General features: G+C 49.9%; 16 protein-coding genes. 12 read left to right on the top strand and 4 right to left on the bottom strand.

The features are described 5' to 3' along the window. The first annotated feature begins 219 nt into the window (after positions 1 to 219). Entirely contained in the window at positions 220 to 657 is a 438-nt protein-coding gene (gene mscL, locus AACQ84_RS12405) for a large conductance mechanosensitive channel protein MscL (protein WP_012308058.1), read from the top strand. 55 nt (positions 658 to 712) lie between these two features. Here the strand turns inward: mscL and AACQ84_RS12410 are convergent, their stop codons facing one another. Beyond that, a complete protein-coding gene (locus AACQ84_RS12410; protein ID WP_012308059.1) occupies positions 713 to 1,672 on the bottom strand; it encodes a cation diffusion facilitator family transporter in 960 nt (319 codons plus the stop codon). A gap of 69 nt (positions 1,673 to 1,741) precedes the next feature. Beyond that, positions 1,742 to 3,784, bottom strand: a complete 2,043-nt coding sequence (locus AACQ84_RS12415; RefSeq protein WP_012308060.1) for a thioredoxin domain-containing protein — start codon at positions 3,782 to 3,784, stop codon at positions 1,742 to 1,744. 135 nt (positions 3,785 to 3,919) lie between these two features. Here AACQ84_RS12415 and AACQ84_RS12420 point away from each other — a divergent pair, with 135 nt between their 5' ends. The 4 genes from AACQ84_RS12420 (at position 3,920) to asnS (ending at position 10,771) form a co-directional block, all read left to right on the top strand. Continuing rightward, positions 3,920 to 5,203, top strand: a complete 1,284-nt coding sequence (locus tag AACQ84_RS12420; protein WP_012308061.1) for a TonB family protein — start codon at positions 3,920 to 3,922, stop codon at positions 5,201 to 5,203. Positions 5,204 to 5,380: 177 nt separating this feature from the next. After that, positions 5,381 to 8,923 (top strand): methionine synthase, encoded by a 3,543-nt coding sequence (metH, locus tag AACQ84_RS12425; RefSeq protein ID WP_012308062.1) that lies wholly within the window; start codon positions 5,381 to 5,383, stop codon positions 8,921 to 8,923. Then, complete coding sequence (locus AACQ84_RS12430) at positions 8,916 to 9,317, top strand: thiol-disulfide oxidoreductase DCC family protein (protein ID WP_012308063.1); 402 nt, start codon at positions 8,916 to 8,918, stop codon at positions 9,315 to 9,317. Before metH ends, AACQ84_RS12430 begins: the two co-directional genes overlap by 8 nt. A 71-nt stretch (positions 9,318 to 9,388) precedes the next feature. Continuing rightward, positions 9,389 to 10,771, top strand: a complete 1,383-nt coding sequence (asnS, locus tag AACQ84_RS12435; RefSeq protein ID WP_012308064.1) for an asparagine--tRNA ligase — start codon at positions 9,389 to 9,391, stop codon at positions 10,769 to 10,771. A 201-nt stretch (positions 10,772 to 10,972) separates the two neighbouring features. Here asnS and AACQ84_RS12440 read toward each other — a convergent pair whose 3' ends face one another. Then, positions 10,973 to 11,500: an NADPH-dependent FMN reductase gene (locus AACQ84_RS12440; protein WP_012308065.1), complete on the bottom strand. Its 528-nt coding sequence runs from the start codon at positions 11,498 to 11,500 to the stop codon at positions 10,973 to 10,975. Between the two features lie 155 nt (positions 11,501 to 11,655). Further along, a complete protein-coding gene (locus AACQ84_RS12445; RefSeq protein ID WP_012308066.1) occupies positions 11,656 to 12,870 on the bottom strand; it encodes a DUF790 family protein in 1,215 nt (404 codons plus the stop codon). Positions 12,871 to 13,049: 179 nt separating this feature from the next. Between AACQ84_RS12445 and AACQ84_RS12450 the strand changes: the two genes are divergently transcribed. The 7 genes from AACQ84_RS12450 to AACQ84_RS12480 all read left to right on the top strand — a co-directional run bounded on the left by AACQ84_RS12450 (position 13,050) and on the right by AACQ84_RS12480 (position 20,418). After that, positions 13,050 to 13,928, top strand: coding sequence for a tetratricopeptide repeat protein (locus AACQ84_RS12450; RefSeq protein ID WP_012308067.1), 879 nt, complete (start codon positions 13,050 to 13,052; stop codon positions 13,926 to 13,928). A 3-nt stretch (positions 13,929 to 13,931) separates the two neighbouring features. Then, positions 13,932 to 14,534 carry a ribonuclease HII gene (locus AACQ84_RS12455; RefSeq protein ID WP_012308068.1) on the top strand — a complete coding sequence of 201 codons (603 nt, stop codon included), beginning with the start codon at positions 13,932 to 13,934 and terminating at the stop codon, positions 14,532 to 14,534. A 48-nt stretch (positions 14,535 to 14,582) separates the two neighbouring features. Then, a complete protein-coding gene (scpB, locus tag AACQ84_RS12460) occupies positions 14,583 to 15,077 on the top strand; it encodes an SMC-Scp complex subunit ScpB (RefSeq protein ID WP_012308069.1) in 495 nt (164 codons plus the stop codon). A gap of 88 nt (positions 15,078 to 15,165) precedes the next feature. Next, a complete protein-coding gene (locus tag AACQ84_RS12465; RefSeq protein WP_012308070.1) occupies positions 15,166 to 16,305 on the top strand; it encodes a glycosyltransferase family 4 protein in 1,140 nt (379 codons plus the stop codon). 87 nt (positions 16,306 to 16,392) lie between these two features. Beyond that, on the top strand, positions 16,393 to 17,124 hold the full coding sequence (locus AACQ84_RS12470; protein WP_012308071.1) for a hypothetical protein: 732 nt from the start codon (positions 16,393 to 16,395) through the stop codon (positions 17,122 to 17,124). Between the two features lie 210 nt (positions 17,125 to 17,334). After that, positions 17,335 to 18,558 carry a geranylgeranyl reductase gene (chlP, locus tag AACQ84_RS12475; RefSeq protein WP_012308072.1) on the top strand — a complete coding sequence of 408 codons (1,224 nt, stop codon included), beginning with the start codon at positions 17,335 to 17,337 and terminating at the stop codon, positions 18,556 to 18,558. 189 nt (positions 18,559 to 18,747) lie between these two features. After that, the gene (locus AACQ84_RS12480; protein WP_012308073.1) at positions 18,748 to 20,418 is read left to right on the top strand and encodes a sensor domain-containing diguanylate cyclase; all 1,671 of its coding nucleotides are present in this window, start codon (positions 18,748 to 18,750) and stop codon (positions 20,416 to 20,418) included. Positions 20,419 to 20,599: the final 181 nt, after the last annotated feature.

Consider the following 20,599-nt stretch of genomic DNA (forward strand, 5'->3'; position numbering starts at 1 on the left):
TTGGGCACAAAATTTGCAACTTTATTTTCGACTGTTTGACGGTTGACGGCGCTGATTTAAAGGTTTGTTTTCAGCTAGATTTTGATTTTTTGCCCCGGTTCTTTTTAAGAATTGGTTAAGAAAATTGATTTGCTGGATCGGGTCGCTTATCTTTATAGGGGCGATGACATTTTTATCTTTGTTTATCGTTTTTAATCCATCACTAAGGAATGAGCATTTATGGCAAAAAAAAGTAGTTTTTGGAGTGATTTCCAAGCCTTCATCATGAGGGGGAATGTGATTGATTTGGCAGTGGCCGTCGTGATCGGCGGGGCCTTTGGTCAAATTGTCAATTCTTTAGTTGCAGATATTATTACGCCCGCGATCTTACAACCCGCCTTAAGTGCAGCTAATTTAGATGCCCTGGGTGAATTGTCTTTTAATGGCATTAAATACGGGCTTTTTTTGGCGGCTGTAATTAACTTTTTGGTGATTGCATTTGCGATTTTCTTGGTTATTCGGGCCATCGAAAAAATGCAACGGCGATTTAACCGAGCGAAAGCCATGGAAGAAATAGACGCGCCGCCCCCAGCCCCCGATCCGGCGGTTGTGGCCCAAGAAAACCTCACGGCGGCCATCGAACGTCTGGCTAATTTAATGGAAAATCGTCAGCAATAGAGCTGAATTCTCACAATACCTGACGGAAGGATTGCCTCCTTTGGTGGGGGCTTTTTTATGGGTGAGAAGAGGTGCCATCAAAGCCGATGTGATCGGAGCTATAGGCTTTGGGTTCGATGTGAACGGTGACCCTCGCTGGGGCGAAAATTTGCTCTAGGTGACGTTCAACTTTTTCGCTAATGGCATGGGCAGTGGCCACATCCTCGGCGGCGGCAATGAGGTGCATTTCAATAAAGACTTGCCGACCGCGCAAACCCCGTGACGCAATGTCATGGCAGTTAATCACCCCAGGAATTGTCATCACTTGTTTGTGGATTGCTTCGGGGGCGATCGCCATTTCATCGACTAACCAGGGCAAATTATCAGTGAGCACTTCCCAGGCACTTTTAAATACTAAAGCGGCCACGGGAAATGCCAGCACCACATCTAACCATTGCAGTTGTGGCAGCCCCCAAACCTTCGCTTGCCAGACCCCTAAGAGACCCAACATCACAAGGATCGTCACCCAAATATCGCTCATGGTGTGTTTGGCATCGGCGAGTAAAATCGCACTGCCTACCCGTTGGCCTGCCCGCCGCTCATAGAATGCCACAAAAATATTGATTCCCAGCACGACAATGAGCCAACTCAGTTCCCCCAGGCTGATGCTGATCTCACTCTGCCCAGCAATTAATTTGGCGATCGCCCCCTGTAAAATTTCAAAGCAAGCAATCCCCAGAAACATCCCAATCCCCAAAGCGCCGACTGCTTCAAACTTTTGGTGGCCATAGGGATGATCCCGGTCGGGTTCCGGTGAAGAGAACTTATTGGCAAATAAGCCCAGCACATTATTGGCGCTATCCGTAAAACTATGGAGAGCATCCGCCTGGAGACTCAGGGAACCTGTGATCAAACCCACCACAGCCTTTAACGTCATCACGAGCAAGTTCAGCCACAACGTTAACCACAACACCCGCCGTACCTCCCGACGATTATCTTGGGGCAAGTGGTGCGAGGAATGACTATGCTCTGGCATGGCGCTTATGGGGAGAAGACGGATTGAATCGCAAATCCAGCGTAACCGAAGTTGCCTAATTCACACCCCTCACCGCTGTAAACTTGTTTGAAGCTGAGTCGCCAATTGACTTTCGCTGCGACAAGGTTCTAAACAATTCAACCCTTGGCACACCAGGGCAATACTCCCCGCAGGCAATTCCTGGGTGGGTTTAAGCACCACCGAATTTAACAGGGTTTTTCTGAGTTTCAATAATTGCTGCGGCTTCGCTTTTACAACGGTGCCATGTAAGTACCAATCCAAGGCTAAAAGTAATGTGGGGCACTGTTGTGGGGATTTTTCGAGCACAGACCCAAAGGACAGCAATGCATCCGTGGCGCGGTCGAGGTACTGGGTATTTTCTGTAAGCAAGAAAAGACGCATCAAATTACAGATGGCAACACCATTAGCCGCAGGGGTGGCATTGTCTTGGTAACTGCGTTCTTGGATCAAGAGTTCGGGACTTTGGCGGTTGTTAAAATACCCCTTCAAATCCGTTGACCAAAACTGCTGATCGAATTCTGTCTGGAGGGCGATCGCCTTTTCGAGCCAATGCGTCTGCTCAGGGTGATTGGTCTGCAAATCCAACAAAGCTTTGATGAGGAAAGCATAATCTTCCGACTGGGCCATCCCGTCTGCTTCCCCGTCAAAATTTAGCCGATATAAACGACCTCCTTGCCATTGGTGTTCGAGGATAAAATTGACACAGTTGACGGCTAATTCCCAAGCTTTTTCGAGACCCAAAACCCCATAGATCCGCGCCAATCCCGAAATCATCAAACTATTCCAGGCCACAATTAATTTCGTATCTGTAACCGCCGGAATTCTGCTGGGCCAAGCTGTTGCCTTTGCTTCGGTGTTATCGCGGGCAGGGGGAAACTGATCGAGGGCCTGCCGGGGCGTACCGTAGCGCTCTGTAAATAATTGATCAAGAATGCCTTGCAAGCTCTCCGAAATTTCTGTGGATTGCCGTCGTTTTAAAACAATTTTTCCCTCAAAATTACCGTCCGGCGCAATAAAAAATGCCTGTTCCAATTCAGCAAATTGTGCCGCCGTGAGTTGCGTCTGGAGTTCGTCGTAATCCCAGACATAGAAAGCGCCTTCTTCTGGTTCTGGGTGCCCGGCATCGAGAAAACTATCGGCATCCTGGGCTGCATAAAAATAGCCTTGGGGGGCTGTCATTTCCCGGGCGAGCCAAGCGACGGTTCCCTCTAGGGCCGTTTTAAAGGCCGGCTCCGTCACCCCCTCAGCCCACAGATTGGCGAGAAACTCGGTGATTTGCCCGTTGTCATAGAGCATTTTTTCAAAATGGGGCACTGTCCAATGGGGATCGACGGTATAGCGATGGAAGCCGCCCCCCACATGGTCATAAATTCCCCCCAGGGCAAGGTCTAAACCCCGTTTGGTACTCACTAACAAACCGTTGTGGCGCGCATTCGAGGTAAAACGACTTCCCTGTAAGGCGATCGCCCCGTAGGGGATCATCGGAAAACTTGGCCCCGCATCACCCCGGCCCACAATGGCAGTACAAGGCTCTAGGCCTTTGAGAAACAGATTTTGATCGAGGGGCGCTTGGCCCTGGGGCAGTTGAGCAGAACGGTCTAAAATTGTGAAAATTTCAGTTTTAATCTCCTGGAGTTTCTCCGGCTCCTCATCAAAGAACCGTCGCAGAGACATCAGCACATCCAAAAATCCAGGGCGATTATACCGGGGAGAAACAGGAAAATAGGTACCCCCATAAAATGGCATCAAATCAGCCGGCGTCAGAAAAATATTCAGTGGCCAGCCCCCTTGCCCTGTCATCAGTTGCAACGCTTGCATATAGATGCTGTCGATGTCTGGCCGTTCCTCGCGATCCACTTTGATGGGTAAAAAATTTTCGTTTAAATAGGTGGCAATTTCTGGATCAGAAAACGCTTCCCCTTCCATCACAGTGCACCAATGGCAGGAAGAATAACCAATGGAGAGAAAAATGGGCTTATTTTCTGCCTTTGCCTGGGCCAAAGCCTCATCACACCAATACCACCAGTCGATGGGATTATCCGCGTGTTTGCGAAGATAGAGACTTTTGGTGTCGGCCAAGCGATTCGCCATGGAAAGTGCTGCTCCTGGAAAGAATTTCTAAAGGCATTCTAGCGAATGGATTCTGTGCCAAATTTGTCAGGGTGATCAGTTAGAATCGAACAGCAATCTTTTGCCATCTATCTGCCCTCGGCCCCCTTTGGATTCATGTTAGACAAAAGCCTCGCTAGCCCCAGAGACCAATTCTTCCAAAGCTTTAGAAATTTGGGTGATTATGCCCGGCGTCCCCAGGGAGCAGCCGTTATTGGTTCTATTGCCTTGCATGGATTGGCAGCAGCAACGATTCCCCTGTGGGCCAGCTTTGACAATGCGCCCCCAGAGTCCCAGGAGCGTTCGGTAGTGAGGGTGGTGGATTTACCCCCGGAGGTGCAAAATCGTCTCCCTTCGACAACAGCGTCCTTAGATTTATCAATTTTCGAGGCGAGCCCAGATTTTAATTTGGACTTGTCTGGCTTAAGTGGTCAGGGAATGGATCCCAACGGGACGTACATTACTGGCCTCAATACCCTACCAACACCCATGGCTCCCAGTTTAGGGCAAGATAGTTTTTCCTTTATTCCCCTCAGTCCACCCCCAATCTCCAGTAGCTATACCGGGTTTGCACCACCGCCGCCCCCCCGGAATATGAGCTTTTTGCCGCCACCACCGAACGTTCCGAACCAGACCAGTTCCCAGCTTCCTAATGCACCAACAGAGACAGAGCGGGGCGCTTTACCGAGCTTGACACCCCCCAGACCCAATGGAAATTCTGGCCAACAGCAACAGTTCACGATTCCCACCAAACCCGACCCGGAATTAGTGGAACGGCAACGGCGACTCGAAGAAGAAGCGGCGATCGCCCTCCAACCCCGTACTAATAACCCAAACAGGGGTGAAGTTTACTTTGATGCCGATTTGCTCAAGCCACGGGAACTGCGCAATAACAATGGCAGTAGCAATAGTAACGGTAATAGTGGCACGAATAATACGAATAACCGCCCTCCCACACCCAGCACCAACACACCGCCCCCAAGCCAAACGGCGGCCCGCAATACAGCGGCAGTCAATCGTAGCCTGACAGGAAACTATCCCAAGGGGGCCTGTAGTAGCCAAGCTAGCGGTACCGCGACTTACAATGTCACCGTGTCCCCAGAAGGTAGTCCTTCCCAATGGAACCTGGTGCAAAGCTCTGGGACAAATGCCTTGGATAACCAAGCGAGTCAAGATATTCGTAACGCCCGCTTTGATGGGAAAAATAGCAACTACCGGGTCAGCGTGAACTATAGATACGAACCCGCTTTTTGTGCGGCGTTTATGCCGAAACCCCAACCTGCCCCCACCAATTCAACAAACTCAACTCCGGCTAATCCGCCAGCTCCAGCGCGTACGACCCCGAAAGCACCGGAGGCTTCAACTGAAACTGAGGCGATCGCCCCTGATGAAAATTCTTGAGGGGAGTACCAAGCGATGATGATTCACGGACTTTTTCCTAGGCGATCGCCTAGGAAAACCAGGGCATAATCCGCCCAAAATGATAGGAAAAACAGGCAAACCCAGGCCGAGTAATCAGGTTAGAATATAGAACGCCATTATTTATTTGTTTGTTCTATACCGCCGAAACATTTCTCCATGAAAAGTGCCTTCCTCGATCGCCTAAATAGTCCTGAGCGCCCTGTCCTTGTGTTCGATGGGGCAATGGGCACCAATCTGCAAGTACAGAATTTGACGGCGGCAGATTTTGGGGGGGCTGAATATGAAGGCTGTAATGAGTATTTAGTTCAGACAAAGCCGGAAGCCGTTGCCACCGTGCACCGGGCCTTCCTAGCGGCTGGGGCGGATGTGATTGAGACAGATACCTTTGGTGGTACTTCGATCGTCCTTGCGGAATATGACCTCGGCGATCGCGCCTATGAACTGAATAAAAAAGCTGCAGAACTGGCGAAAAGTGTCACGGCAGAATTTTCGACGTCTGAAAAACCGCGTTTTGTGGCAGGTTCCATTGGCCCTGGGACAAAATTACCGAGCTTGGGCCACATTGACTACGACACCCTAGAAAATGCCTTTGCGGAACAGGCCGAAGGTCTCTATGATGGCGGCGCGGATCTGATGCTCGTAGAAACCTGTCAGGATGTATTGCAAATTAAAGCGGCCCTCAATGGCATTGAACGCACCTTCACGAAAAAAGGCGATCGTCTGCCGATCATGGTCTCGGTGACGATGGAAACCATGGGCACAATGCTGGTCGGCACTGAGATTGCCGCCGCCGTTGCCATTCTCGAACCCTACAGGATTGACATTTTAGGGTTGAACTGTGCCACTGGCCCCGACCTGATGAAGGAACACGTTAAATATTTGTCGGAGCATTCCCCCTTCATCGTGTCTTGTATCCCAAACGCTGGATTGCCCGAAAACGTTGGCGGCCAGGCCCACTACAAGCTCACACCTCTCGAAATGAAGATGGCAATGATGCACTTCGTCGAGGATCTCGGTGTCCAGGTGATCGGCGGTTGTTGCGGCACGCGCCCCGAACATATTCAAGCCTTAGCAGAAATTGCGGCTGAACTCACGCCAAAAGAGCGTCACCCTGACTATGAACCCGCTGCGGCCTCGATCTATAGTCCCCAACCCTATATCCAAGACAACTCCTTTTTAATTGTTGGCGAACGCTTAAATGCCAGTGGCTCGAAAAAATGCCGCACATTATTAAACGAAGAGGATTGGGATAGCCTGGTGTCACTCGCCAAATCCCAGGTAAAAGAAGGTGCCCATGTCCTCGATGTGAACGTCGATTATGTCGGGCGGGACGGGGTGCGCGATATGCATGAATTGGCTTCCCGCTTGGTGAATAACGTCACCCTGCCCTTGATGCTTGACTCCACCGAATGGGAAAAAATGGAGGCTGGTTTAAAGGTGGCTGGCGGGAAATGTATTCTCAATTCCACCAACTACGAAGACGGTGAAGAGCGCTTTTATCAGGTGCTTTCCCTCGCGAAAAAATACGGGGCCGGGGTGGTAATCGGCACCATCGACGAAGAAGGAATGGCCCGCACCGCCGAGAAGAAATTTGAGATTGCCAAACGTGCCTATGATGCGGCGATCGCCTATGGCCTTCCCGCCCATGAAGTGTTCTTTGATCCCTTGGCTTTACCGATTTCCACGGGGATTGAGGAAGATAGAAATAACGGACAGGCGACCCTCGACGCGATTGAAAGAATTCACAAGGAATTGCCAGGATGTCACATTATCCTTGGGGTTTCTAATATTTCCTTCGGCCTAAATCCGGCGGCGCGCCAGGTGTTGAACTCTGTCTTTTTGCATGATGCGATGCAGTTGGGAATGGATTCGGCGATTGTGAGCGCCAGTAAGATTTTACCGATGGCGAAAATTGATCCAGAGCATATCAAAATTTGCCGGGATCTGATTGGCGATCGCCGCGAATTTGAGGGGGAAGTTTGCACCTACGATCCGCTAACGAAACTCACTGAATTATTTGCTGGGAAAAAAGCGAAAAAATCCGAAGCCATTGATAAAAATCTGCCTGTTAATGAACGCTTAAAACAGCACATTATTGATGGCGAACGACTTGGTTTAGAAGAGGCTTTAACTGAAGCTCTGGAGCAATATCCACCCCTTGATATTATTAATATTTTCCTGCTCGACGGCATGAAAGTTGTGGGGGAACTGTTCGGCTCTGGCCAAATGCAATTACCCTTTGTTTTGCAGTCAGCCCAAACCATGAAAGCTGCCGTGGCTTTCCTCGAACCCTACATGGATAAAGAAGAAGGCGATGATAGCGGCAAAGGTACATTTATCATTGCCACCGTGAAGGGCGATGTCCATGATATCGGTAAGAATTTAGTTGATATTATTCTGTCCAATAATGGCTATAAAGTAATTAATTTGGGTATTAAGCAACCCGTTGAAAACATTATCCAAGCCTACGAAGAAAATGGTGCAGATTGTATTGCCATGAGTGGGTTATTGGTAAAGTCCACTGCCTTTATGAAGGACAATTTAGAAGCCTTTAACGAAAAAGGGATTACCGTTCCCGTGATTTTGGGGGGAGCCGCTTTAACACCCAAATTTGTTTATCAAGACTGTCAAAATACCTACAAAGGACAAGTGATTTACGGGAAAGATGCCTTCGCTGATCTCCATTTCATGGATAAACTCATGCCCGCTAAGGCCGAGCAGCAATGGGACGATTTTGATGGTTTCCTAGGGGACTATGCCGAAGCGAACCAGCGCACCTATAGCGGCGATGGTGAAGAAATTGCCGTCGAAGAAACCAAATCCCAAGAACCAGAAGTTGTCGATACCCGTCGTTCTGAATTTGTCGAGGATAATATCGCCCGTCCCCGGCCTCCCTTCTGGGGGACAAAAATTCTCCGGGCTGAAGACATTGATCTAGAAGAAATTTTTTGGCATCTCGATCTTCAGGCATTATTTGTGGGTCAATGGCAATTCCGCAAAACCAAAGAACAATCTAAAGAGGAATATGACCAGTTCATTCAAGACACCGTCCATCCGCTTTTAGAACAATGGAAACAAAAGGCGATCGCCGAAAAAATCCTTGATCCGACAGTGATTTATGGTTATTTCCCCTGCCAATCGGAAGGCAACACCTTGATCATTTATGATCCCGACGAATATGTCAGCGAACAGACCCTTAGCGAAGTGGCCCGCTTTGAATTTCCCCGGCAAAAATCCGGCAAACGCCTGTGCATTGCCGATTTCTTTGCGTCTACCGAATCGGGAGTTTTAGATGTATTTCCCATGCAGGCAGTGACCGTGGGGGAAGTTGCGACGGAATACGCCCGAAAACTCTTTGCCGCCGACGAATACACCGATTATCTCTACTACCACGGCATCGCTGTCCAAACGGCGGAAGCCCTTGCAGAATGGTGTCACGCTCGGATTCGACGGGAATTAGGCTTTGGGGATGCTGAACCCGACAATATTAAAGATATGTTGAAACAGCGCTACCAAGGCTCTCGCTACAGTTTTGGTTATCCGGCTTGTCCGAATATTTTGGATCAATACACCCAGTTAGACCTCCTGAAAACCGACCGCATTGGCATGTACATGGACGAAAGTGAGCAAATTTATCCCGAACAATCCACCTCGGCGATCATTACCTACCACCCTGTCGCGAAATACTTCAATGTTTGATCAAGCAAAGCCAATTATTTTCTTTGATGGGGAATGCAATCTTTGCAATGGTTTTGTGGATTTGATGCTCAAAATCGACCCAGACCAAAAGTTTTATCTCGCCCCCCTCCAAGGAAAAACGGCCCAGCAATATTTACCACCCCTCCCCGAAAATCCAGAAGACTGGGCGATCGCCTATTTTGATGGGGTGAATACCTACTATGCCTCCGATGCTTGCTTGGCTATCTGTCAAAGGCTGGGCGGCCCCTGGCAACTGTTCACTTTGGCCCGACCTTTACCGCAAAACTTCCGGGATTGGCTCTATCGGCTGGTGGCGACTAACCGTTACCGCTGGTTTGGCCAACGCACCTGTCGCACCATGGATTTGACGAAACCGTCCCCATTTCTGCCCTGAACCCCGCAAACTCGGTAAGATAAAGGGCGCACTTATTTTCAGTTCCTCTACCTCAGACTCGATCAACGACCATGCGCATTAAGGAAATCCTCAACACCGCCGCCATCAACAGCACCATCACCGCCGAGGGATGGGTCAAAACCAAACGGGAATTGAAGGGATTTTCTTTCATTGAAATTAGCGACGGCTCCACGATGAATGGCCTCCAAGTGATTATCGATGGCAATCTGGCCGACTACGAAGCAATCATTAAAAAGCTCAATACAGGGGCTGCGGTTACAGCGACGGGGTTAGTGGTGGAATCCCCAGGTAAAGGGCAACGCATCGAACTCCAGGCCAAAGCGGTGACTGTCCACGGGGAAGCAGATCCGGAAACCTATCCCCTCCAGAAAAAACGCCATAGCTTCGAATTTTTGCGCACCATCGGCCACCTGCGCGGCAAAACCAACACCATGGGGGCAGTGATGCGGGTGCGGAATGCCTGTGCCACCGCGATTCACCAATTTTTCCAGGAACGGGGCTTTATCTGGGCTCACACGCCGATTATTACTGCCAGCGATTGCGAAGGGGCCGGGGAAATGTTTGCGGTCACCAATTTTGATCTGGCCAATCCGAAGCGGACAAAAGAGGGAGCCGTTGACTATGCCGAAGACTTTTTTGGGCGACCTGCTTATCTCACCGTGAGCGGTCAGTTGGAAGCAGAAGTGATGGCGATGGCTTTCAAAGATGTTTATACGTTTGGGCCGACCTTCCGGGCAGAAAACTCCAACACTTCCAGGCACTTGGCGGAGTTTTGGATGGTCGAACCGGAAATGGCCTTTTGCGATATTGTCGGCGACCAGGATTTGGCCGAGGAATTTTTGCGCTACATCTTCAAGTATGTGTTGGAAGCTTGCCCTGAAGACATGGAATTTTTCAACAAGCGCATTGATAATTCTGTCCTCGCCACGGCTCAAAATATTATCGAGAATGAGTTCGCCCGCATTACCTACACCGAGGCGATCGCCCTTTTAGAAAAAAGCAATAAAACCTTTGAATTTCCAGTGGAATGGGGGATCGATCTCCAGTCAGAACATGAGCGTTATCTCGCCGAAGACCTATTTAAAAAGCCCTTGATCGTGAGCAACTATCCAAAAGATATTAAGGCTTTTTATATGCGCCTCAATGATGACCAGAAAACCGTGGCGGCCATGGATGTGCTCGCGCCAAAAATTGGCGAAATTATTGGTGGCTCCCAACGGGAAGAACGGCTCGATGTGCTGGAACGACGCATTCAGGAGATGAACATCGAAGCAGCAGATCTGTGGTGGTATCTCGATCTACGGCGGTTTGGCACCGTCCCCCATGCGGGCTTTGGTCTTGGTTTTGAAAGACTGGTGCAGTTTATGACCGGGATGGGCAATATCCGCGATGTGATTCCTTTCCCCCGTACCCCTCTAAATGCTGAGTTTTAAGGTTTGTTCTTTAGTTTTGCGATTCACAAATGAATTCAATCAAGACATGTTGATCTTGTTGAAATTTCTGACATTGCTAAAGTGCAGAATAGCAGGCGATCGCCACAATAAATAAACTGAGAAATTTGGTTAGCTAAAAGTGTGATCGGATTAAAGATAAACTTCAACCTTTAGCTATATTCTAGTTGTCAGGAACTATGTTTATTGGGTCTTTAAGGCTTCTGTGATTCGCACCAAATCATGTACCAATTCTGCTAATCGGGTTTCGATTGTTTCATCGACAATTTTTCCTTCCGCAAAAGCTTCCCGCGTCGCGTAAACAAAACGTGGCACGATTAAACAGCGGAAATCGAACATTAAATTATTCGCAAAGGACATCACAGACATATAACTAGATTTTCCCCCCGCAGCACAGAGAAACCCCACCGTTTTTTCTTGCCAAGACTGACCAGTGAGTTCCAAGAAATTTTTAAGAGCAGCATTCACATCGTAATTGTAAATAGGAGTAGCGACGATGATGCCCTCCGCTTCGGCCACCATTTCATTCAATGGAGGCAGGCTTGGGTGATCGTAGGTGCTTCTCCCGGCACAAAAAGGTAAATCAAGCTTTCTAAGATCTAGCCATTGGGCAGATTTTCCTTGATTTTGCAGCAGTAATTGTGCTTGTTCTGCGAGAATTTGACTGCGGCTTTCAGGATTAAGACTCGCACCAATAATTAAATAACTCATTTATGATCTTGCTGATTTTTATGACATAGATGACAACGTTTCTAATATAGCTTCTAAAACTCTATGATTGGGGGCAATGCGTGCGACAATAATTCATTGAGAGGCTCATTAGGTCAGAAATTTAGACATTTTCATTGCGTCAGCAACGTAGACATTTATGCGATAATTTGCAAAATATTTTTAGCTGGCAGTTTGTTTTTAAACCAAATAATTGGGTTCGGTAAATCGTCGAATTTTACGCCCGCTTTTTGAAGATTGAGACGGTCTGAAATGGCAATGATTAGATTAGGTTGTTCAGCGCGACGAATCTGAGCGAATTTTTTCTGAAGATATTCCGGTCGCCAATAACCGACAATTTCTAAAAGATATTCCTGGCCATCGGGATGCACCAGACGAAAATCGGGAATCATTACACTCCCCGGCAACGGAATCAAATCAACTTCCCGTTCAAGTTGCCATTCGGTTTTCAGCTTTTGCCAGCCTTTCACAAAAGATTCTTCGAGCATGCTGTCATAGGGTTTACCGGGAGGATAGTGGCTAACGAGATTACAACTGTCATCAAGGCTAAATTGTCCCTGGCGCATGGTGTTGCTGTAGGTGTCTTTGTATTGCAGGTGGGCCTCTAGTTGCCATTTGCTCACATGGAGCAGGGCCGGAAGCATTTTGGCGATCGCCAAGCCATAGCGGGTACTGGCCTTAAATAAACTGGTGGGGCCATCGATGGTGATCGTAAAGCCCGTGTCCGCATCGCCTTCGATGTAGGTCATCAGTTGAAAAAGCTTCAGGTAGCGGAATAGCAGTTTGTATTCCCCTGGGTCATTGCGGTGGGCATGGATGATGAGCTGGCTCGCTTTGTAAAAAATGCCCTGGACTTGGGAAAGGTTATAGCGGTCGATTAACGTTTGGGGAGTGGGAGCCGAAAACTCCGTGAGAATGTGATTTTCGGGTAAATCGGCATAGAGACCCGTGGCAACGGCTGCGGGGGTGACGGATTGATCCGGGGCTTTGTTTAATTCGGTGGCGATCGCCTCCAGGATTTTGAATTGTTGTTCGGGAATTGGCATCGTTGCAGCGGCCTGGGCAAACACCTTTTCCCGCAACATCTGGGGTTCGAGGGGACTGACAATTTCAAAGGTGCTGAAATGATTTTTCAACAGGTGGGCTAAACCCCGCTGCACTTTAAAATCGGTGCTATCTCCTTCGATTTCCTGGAGTTCCGCCTGGAGGACTTTTTTCTGTTCCCCCTGACACCGTTGAAAACAGTCAATTAAAGTTTCAGCTAAGGCGATCGCCTGCTTGTTGGGAGCTAAATATTTCGGGATGAGGCTCTCCCCCTGGCGACGGTGCATGAGTAAATCCGTGGGCAGCATAAAAATCGTAAAATTTGTAACAAAACGTCGGCGTGAATAATCCGTCCCAATGGCCTATTCAACCGGGCAAAATCGCCCAAAGCAGGTCAAATCCAGACTTCAGATTACCTTAACAAATCCGTTATCTTAGATATAGAAAAATTATTAATCTGCCAAAAAACGCAAGATTACCGCCTGGGATGGAAGACTTACTCACCGTAGCCCGCACAACCTATCGCCCCCTAGAATGCCGTCCCGACAGTTATAGAGGTTGGTATCAGCAGGGACAACTCTGCTGGCTCGAAGGCAATGTCGATGAAGCGTTGCTCTGCTACCATCGCGCCCTGGAATATTATCCCAATGACTATTGGGCCTGGTATCATCTGGCGATCGCCCATGAAAAATTAGGCCATGTGGATGAGGCGATCACCGCCTACCAACGGGCCTGTGCCATTGGCCCAGAAAACTATTGGTCTTGGTATGACCAGGGTTGCCTCTACATGGAAGTCCTCCAGGTTTACACCCAGGCGATCGCCTGTTTTGAAAAAGCCCTCGCCGCCCAACCCAACGACTATTGGGCGATTTATCGTCAAGGGGAATGTTGGCGACTCCTGGGCCGTCAGGATCGTGCTGTGACTGCCTATGACCGTGCCCTCGAATTTCGCCCTGGAGATTATTGGTGTTGGTATCGTCGAGGCGATGCCCTCCAAGCTTGGGGAAAACCAGAAGCGGCCCTGGCCAGCTACGACCAAGCCCTCAACGCAAAACCCAATGATTTTTGGGCCTGGTACCAACGGGGAAACACCCTCGCAAGTTTGGGGAATTACCCAGCGGCGATCGCCGCCTTTACCCAAGCCCTAATTGATGCCCCCGACGATGCAGAAACTTGGTATGCCCAAGCCCGTTGTTTGGCCCAGATCGGTGATGGCCAAGGGGCTTTTCGGAGTTTAGAAAAGGCGATCGCCCTCGACCCGCTGACCTATTTCCCCCAAGCAGAAACGGCTCCCTGTTTTACACCGCTACGCTCCTTAGCTTCTTGGGAAAATCTCCAACAGTTAGCTCAGCCCACCCAAGCCTAGACCATGGTTTTACTGGCGGGCGTTGATGAAGTGGGCCGGGGCTGTTTGTTTGGGCCGGTGGTGGCCGCGGTGGTGGTGGTTAATACAATCCAAGAACAAGCCCTGGGGGAGCTGGGTGTTACTGATAGTAAAAAGCTGTCGGCCAAACGGCGAGAAACCCTCGTACCCCAAATTCAGGCTCTGGTAACGGACTGGGCGATCGCCTCGGCGTCGGTGGCCGAAATTGACCAGCTTAATATTTTGCAGGCGACGTTTCTCGCGATGACCCGTGCTGTTGAAAAATTACAGATTAAACCCACGGAAATTTTTGTTGATGGCCGCCAAACTATTCCTAAACTGAATTACCCCCAACAGGCGATTATTCAAGGGGACAGCAAAGTAAAGGCGATCGCTGCCGCCAGTATCCTCGCTAAAGTGCAACGGGATCAAGACATTATTCAATTGGCAGAGCATTATCCTGAATATGATTTAGCCAATAACAAAGGCTATGGCACCCAAAAACATCGCCAAGCCATTTGGCAATACGGACTGACGCCCCACCACCGCCAAAGTTTTAAAATTCAGCCGCCGCCTCAACAGCTCGAACTCTTGCCGGAGCAGAAATAAAGCCGATACAGTGGGAGGCTAAACCCCACCCCGTTTGGTCTGCCCCCCATGAAGCTTGCGACGACCCTAGAGGCAATTCTCTACATCAAAGCCCAACCCCTGAGCCTGGAAGAATTGGCCGATACCGCTGGACAACCCCGGCACCTGGTGGCCGATGCTCTTTTGGAATTGATGGATGATTATGCCCACCGGGACAGCGCCCTTGAAGTGGTAGAAACCCCCACCGGATTTAGCCTGCAACTGCGGGAAAGCTTTCAAGCCCTCGTGACGAATCTTATCCCCACAGAGTTAAGCATTGGTGCCCAAAGAACCCTGGCGGCGATCGCCTTAAAATCACCAATTCTACAAACGGAACTGATCGAATTGCGGGGTAGTGGTGCCTACCAACATATCCAGGATCTTTTGGCCCAGGGCTTTATTAAACGGCGACGGCAGCAAGAGGGGCGCTCCTATTGGCTCGAAGTGAGCGCGAAATTTCACCAATACTTTGAATTTGATGCTGAGGATCTAGGGCTATCCCCCAACCTTCCAGAAACCCCTTAATCTCCCCTTAAAACCGCGATCCATTGTCAAGAAATGTCACCCCGTCTGATACCCTACAGACAAACTATTTTCTTCGTTTGCGATCGCCATGCGTATAGCTCTGTTTACCGAAACCTTTTTGCCGAAAGTCGATGGGATTGTCACCAGACTGCGCCACACCGTAGATCATCTCCAACGCAGCGGAGATCAAGTAATGGTATTTTGTCCCGACGGTGGCCTGCGGGAACACAAAGGAGCCGTGGTCTACGGCGTTAAAGGCAATCCTCTGCCCTTATATCCCGAACTAAAAATGGCATTTCCTGGGCCTTCGGTGGGCCGTGCCCTAGAGGAATTTCAGCCGGATCTCATTCATGTGGTCAACCCCGCAATCCTTGGCTTGGGAGGGATTTTCTTCGCGAAAAAACTCCACATTCCCCTGATCGCCTCCTACCATACCCACCTGCCCCAATATCTCCAGCATTACGGCCTCGGTGCCCTCGAAGGCTTGCTCTGGGAACTCCTCAAAGCGGCCCATAACCAAGCGGAATTAAACCTCTGTACCTCTACGGCAATGGTCGAAGAACTCCACAGCCATGGCATTAAAAACCTGGATCTGTGGCAGCGGGGCGTAGATACAGAGATGTTCCAGCCCAGTTTAAAGTCTGAGAAGATGCGCGATCGCCTTTCCCAGGGACATCCAGAAGCGCCTTTGTTACTTTATGTGGGTCGAGTCTCCGCAGAAAAACAAATTGATCAAATTAAACCCGTCCTCGAAGCGATTCCTGGATCACGCTTGGCGATTGTTGGCGATGGCCCCTACCGCGCTGAACTAGAAGCCCATTTTGCGGGCACCAATACCCACTTTGTCGGTTATCTCCAGGGTTTAGAACTGGCGTCTGCTTTTGCTTCTGCTGATGCTTTTGTGTTCCCGTCTCGCACAGAAACCCTTGGCTTAGTCCTCCTCGAAGCGATGGCGGCGGGTTGTCCGGTGGTGGCAGCTAATTCCGGTGGCATTCCTGATATCGTTACCGATGGCGAAAATGGTTATATGTTTGACCCCCAAGATCCTGACGGAGCCGTAAAAGCAACCCAAAAACTCCTCGCGATGGATGCAACCCAGCGGGAAATGCTCCGGGTACAAGCCCGCCAGGAAGCGGAAAAATGGGGTTGGGCAGCGGCAACGGCACAATTACAGAGTTACTACCAGCAAATTTTGGAAAAAAGTAAGCCCCTTTCCCTAGCTGCCTAGGCCAGACTACCGACATTTTTAGCCCCAAAAAGCGTTTGCCGCTACCCTAAAGGCATTTAGCTGTGATTGCAGGTGGTTTCGATTGCAATGTTTATTAATCTTCTGATTTTCTGTGGGGTGGTGGCGATCGCCTTTGGTTTGTTCCGGGTCGGTCTGCCCCGCTGCAAAACATTTAAAAACTTTACCCAGCGTTTTTTCCCGGCGGTGGTTGTGTTGATGGTGGTGTTGGGGATTAATCTGGCGATCGCCTATCAAACCCAGCAGCAGATTCAGCGCACGGTGGCCCTAGAGCCTACAACTACTTTTCGGAATCTCCAAGAAATCGAAGCCGAAGAACTTGTTGTGGTGGTGGCGGTGGCTAGCCCCGATAATCCGGTGCGGGGCCGAGATAACGAATACCTCGCCTATGTAGACGACAATGGCCTCTGGACGCCTCGCAAGATCCTCTTTGATCTCGACGATACCCAGATCGCTATTGATGACGAGACCTACGAGCCTCGAAATTGGCCCCTAGACCGGAATTTACGCTTTCTTAATCCCCGACAACAGGTCGTTATTGTTGGCAAAAAAGAAATTATCAACGCCCCCGTGGGGCCAGAACCGGAAGCGGGTAACCACAGTATCCAGAGTGAAATTATTTTTGCCGGCTCCCACCAAGCCTTTTTACAGGATCTACAGCGGCGGATCTGGGGGCCAAGGATCATGGTAGGACTAAATGCCTTTGCCCTGGGGGCGATCGCCCTCTCGACCCTTGTGGCTGCTTTTCGGGTAACGGGCCGTAAACTCCCCCAAGACGCCCAAGAAACCCCAAATTTTTGAACCTGAAATTTTTCAACGGGGCAGGAGCACCAAGATAGAGGATTCCCTAGGATCAAGATTGCTTTTAGGGCGATCAACATTAACTTTTTTAACAAACTTGTTAAGGTCTATTGCGAGATTTTCTGAAACCTTGGCGATCGCCTGCACGCCCCAGATAGTCCGTGATACCATGCCCAACGTATAGTTCATCACGAGACGAGGAGCAAAGCCTTGGTACTACGGGTCGCTGTTGTGGGAGGAGGGCCAGCCGGTTCTTCCGCCGCCGAAATCTTAGCTAAAGCTGGCATCGAAACCTACATTTTCGAGCGCAAACTGGACAATGCCAAACCCTGCGGTGGGGCGATTCCCCTCTGTATGGTTGACGAATTTGACTTACCCCCGGAGATCATCGACCGTCGTGTGCGGAAAATGAAGATGATTTCCCCTTCCAATATCGAAGTCAACATTGGTCAAACCCTCAAGGACGATGAATACATCGGGATGTGCCGCCGCGAAGTGATGGATAGCTTCATGCGCAACCGAGCCGCTGACCTCGGCGCAACGCTGATCAACGGTACCGTTTTCAAACTTGAGATCCCCAACAACAATACCGATCCCTACGTCCTCCACTACTCCGACCACTCCAACGGCGAAGTGAAAGGGGAAATGAAAACCCTGAAGGTGGATTTGGTTGTCGGTGCTGATGGAGCCAACTCCCGTGTGGCCAAAGCCATCGATGCTGGTGATTATAACTATGCGATCGCCTTCCAAGAGCGGATTCGTCTTCCCGAAGACAAAATGGCCTACTACGAAGAACTGGCCGAAATGTATGTCGGTGACGATGTATCCCCTGACTTCTACGCTTGGGTCTTCCCGAAATATGACCACGTGGCTGTTGGGACTGGCACCATGAAAGTCAACCAAGCCAAAATCAAGCAATTACAAGCTGGCATCCGGGCCCGCGCGGCGAAACGCCTCGAAGGTGGCGAAATCATCAAAGTAGAAGCCCACCCCATTCCCGAACACCCCAGACCCCGGCGCGTTGTTGGTCGTGTCGCCCTCGTTGGTGATGCAGCCGGTACTGTAACCAAGTCCTCTGGTGAAGGCATTTACTTTGCGGCCAAATCAGCGCGGATGTGTGCCGAGGTGATCGTCGAAGCTTCTAACAACGGTCAGCGCGTTCCCACCGAAGCCGATCTCAAGCAATACCTGAAGCGTTGGGATAAGCAGTACGGTGCGACTTACCTCGTCCTGGACATTCTCCAGCGGGTTTTCTACCGTTCCGATGCCACCCGCGAAGCCTTTGTGGAAATGTGTGCTGACATCGATGTGCAGAAGCTCACCTTTGACAGCTACCTGTACAAGACCGTTGTTCCTGCTAATCCTCTCAAGCAGATGAAGATTACCGCGAAAACCATTGGTAGTCTGCTGCGGGGTAATGCGTTAGCACCCTAGTTGTGCCTGTGGATCTCAAATTAACAGATTAAATAGTTGACTTTTCGGGGGGAGCATTTTTATGACCCCCTATTTTTTGTTGTAAATAAAAAACAAGTAAACCTTGATTTCTATCTTTGGTGTCCCTAGGCTAAACAACAGCATCCACTAGCATTATCATTTAGGGTGCATTGATCGCTTTGCCACGAGATGAATTATCGGCAACGTCTCACTATTTTCTATGGATTTGCCCTATTGTTTGTGGGGGGGCTAGTGAGTGCCCTGGTGGGTCAGCAGGCGATTGTCAGCAATAAAACCGCCGCCGCCGAACATCTAGGGGACATTAATCGTCAGTTTGCGAGTCTGCTAGATCTGCGGATGTGGGCAAGGCTCAATGAAGTCAAAACCCTCGCGGTGATTCCTGTATTTGGCGATCGCCAACGGGATCCTGAAGCCAGACGGCTCTTGGAACAAGCCCAAGAATTCGTACCCATGTTTACCTGGATCGGCTTTCTCGATCCCCAGGGAACCGTCAGCATTGCCACCGACCGAATCCTCGAAGGCCAGTCCATTGCCAGCCGCCCAGTTTTTCAGGAGGGCCGCCAAGGAGAATTTATCGGGGATGTCCATGACGCAGTGTTATTGGCCAATAAATTTCCCCTGCTTCCCAACGGAGAACCAATTCAATTTGTCGATATTGCAATACCAGTCGAGAGCATTGATGGGGTGTTCCAGGGAGTCCTCGCCGCCCACTTAAGCTGGGAATGGGCCGATAATACCCAGTCAACTTTAATGGAGCCCATTGCTGGGGAAAGGCAAAAAGAACTCTTCATCATTTCTGCTGAGGGAAATAAACTGCTTGGCCCAGAGGAATGGAGTGATGGAACATTGATGGGTTTTTTGCCCCTTGAGGAGCTCGCCCCAGGTGAATCCCGTTCCCTCGTGTTGCGTTGGCCCGGCGGCACCCGTTATTTAACGGATATTCGTCGCACCCAAGGTTATCAAAATTACCCTGGTTTAGGCTGGTTTACGGTAGCCAGACAACCAGAGGCGATCGCCCTCGCCCCGGCCCGCAGCTTAGCCCGCAATATCTGGGTTTATTCCTTGCTGATTGGTAGTTTATCCATTGTGGGGATTTGGTATTTATCCGGTTGGCTGAGTCGTCCTTTGCGCCGTCTGAGTCGCATGAGCCAGCAGGCATGGTCTACACCAGAAACGCCTATTTCTTCTCGGTATCGTGCCCCAGATGAGATCCAGACCGTAGAGCAAACCATCCGCCACCTCCAGTACGAAGGCGAACAACAAAAAAAAGCCCGGCAGTTGGCAGAACAAGCCTCCCGCCGTGACCCCCTCACAGGTCTTACCAATCGTGAAGGTTTACGGTTGTTTCTCGCGGATTATCCAGAAGGGGCGATTCCCAATGATCAAGCCCTGGCAGTGCTGGCCCTCGATCTTGATGGGTTTAAGCAGGTCAATGATCACCACGGCCACGGCGTGGGGGATGAGCTTTTAAAAGCGGTGGCCAATCGGTTGCGTATGGAATTGCGGGTTGGCCAAGCCGGAGTTCGACTTGGGGGCGATGAGTTTTTATTGTTATTGCCTCTGCCCATGGCGCAAGCTGAAAATATTGCGAGGATCATTGCCCAAAAAGTTTTATTCGCCCTGACCCAGCCCTTTGAACTGAGTCACCATACCGTCGAAATTGGCACGAGCATCGGTTTAGCAATCTGGCCCATTGACCATGAAGATGTGTTGCTGGTTTTAGACTTCGCGGATAAAGCCCTTTATCAAGCTAAACAAGCTGGCAAGCGCCGCTACATCCGTTGGAAGCCGTGTGAACTACCCCGCCGCAAGCAGCGAGGCTTCCTACCCAAAGAATAGCTTTCTATTCCGAGGAATAGCGAGTCTTATATTCTGGCGATAGGCGGACTCCCCGGTTCCCGGGGACAAAAATCACGGTTACAAAAAATACTTTGTATGTGTTTAGCTTGGTTTTCGCTATCCGTTGCCGTGTCAACGATATGATTATAGAGCATTAATTACGCCCCAAGGGGCGGGATTT

This window comes from Picosynechococcus sp. PCC 7002, from assembly GCF_963860125.1.
Lineage (GTDB): Bacteria > Cyanobacteriota > Cyanobacteriia > Cyanobacteriales > MRBY01 > MRBY01.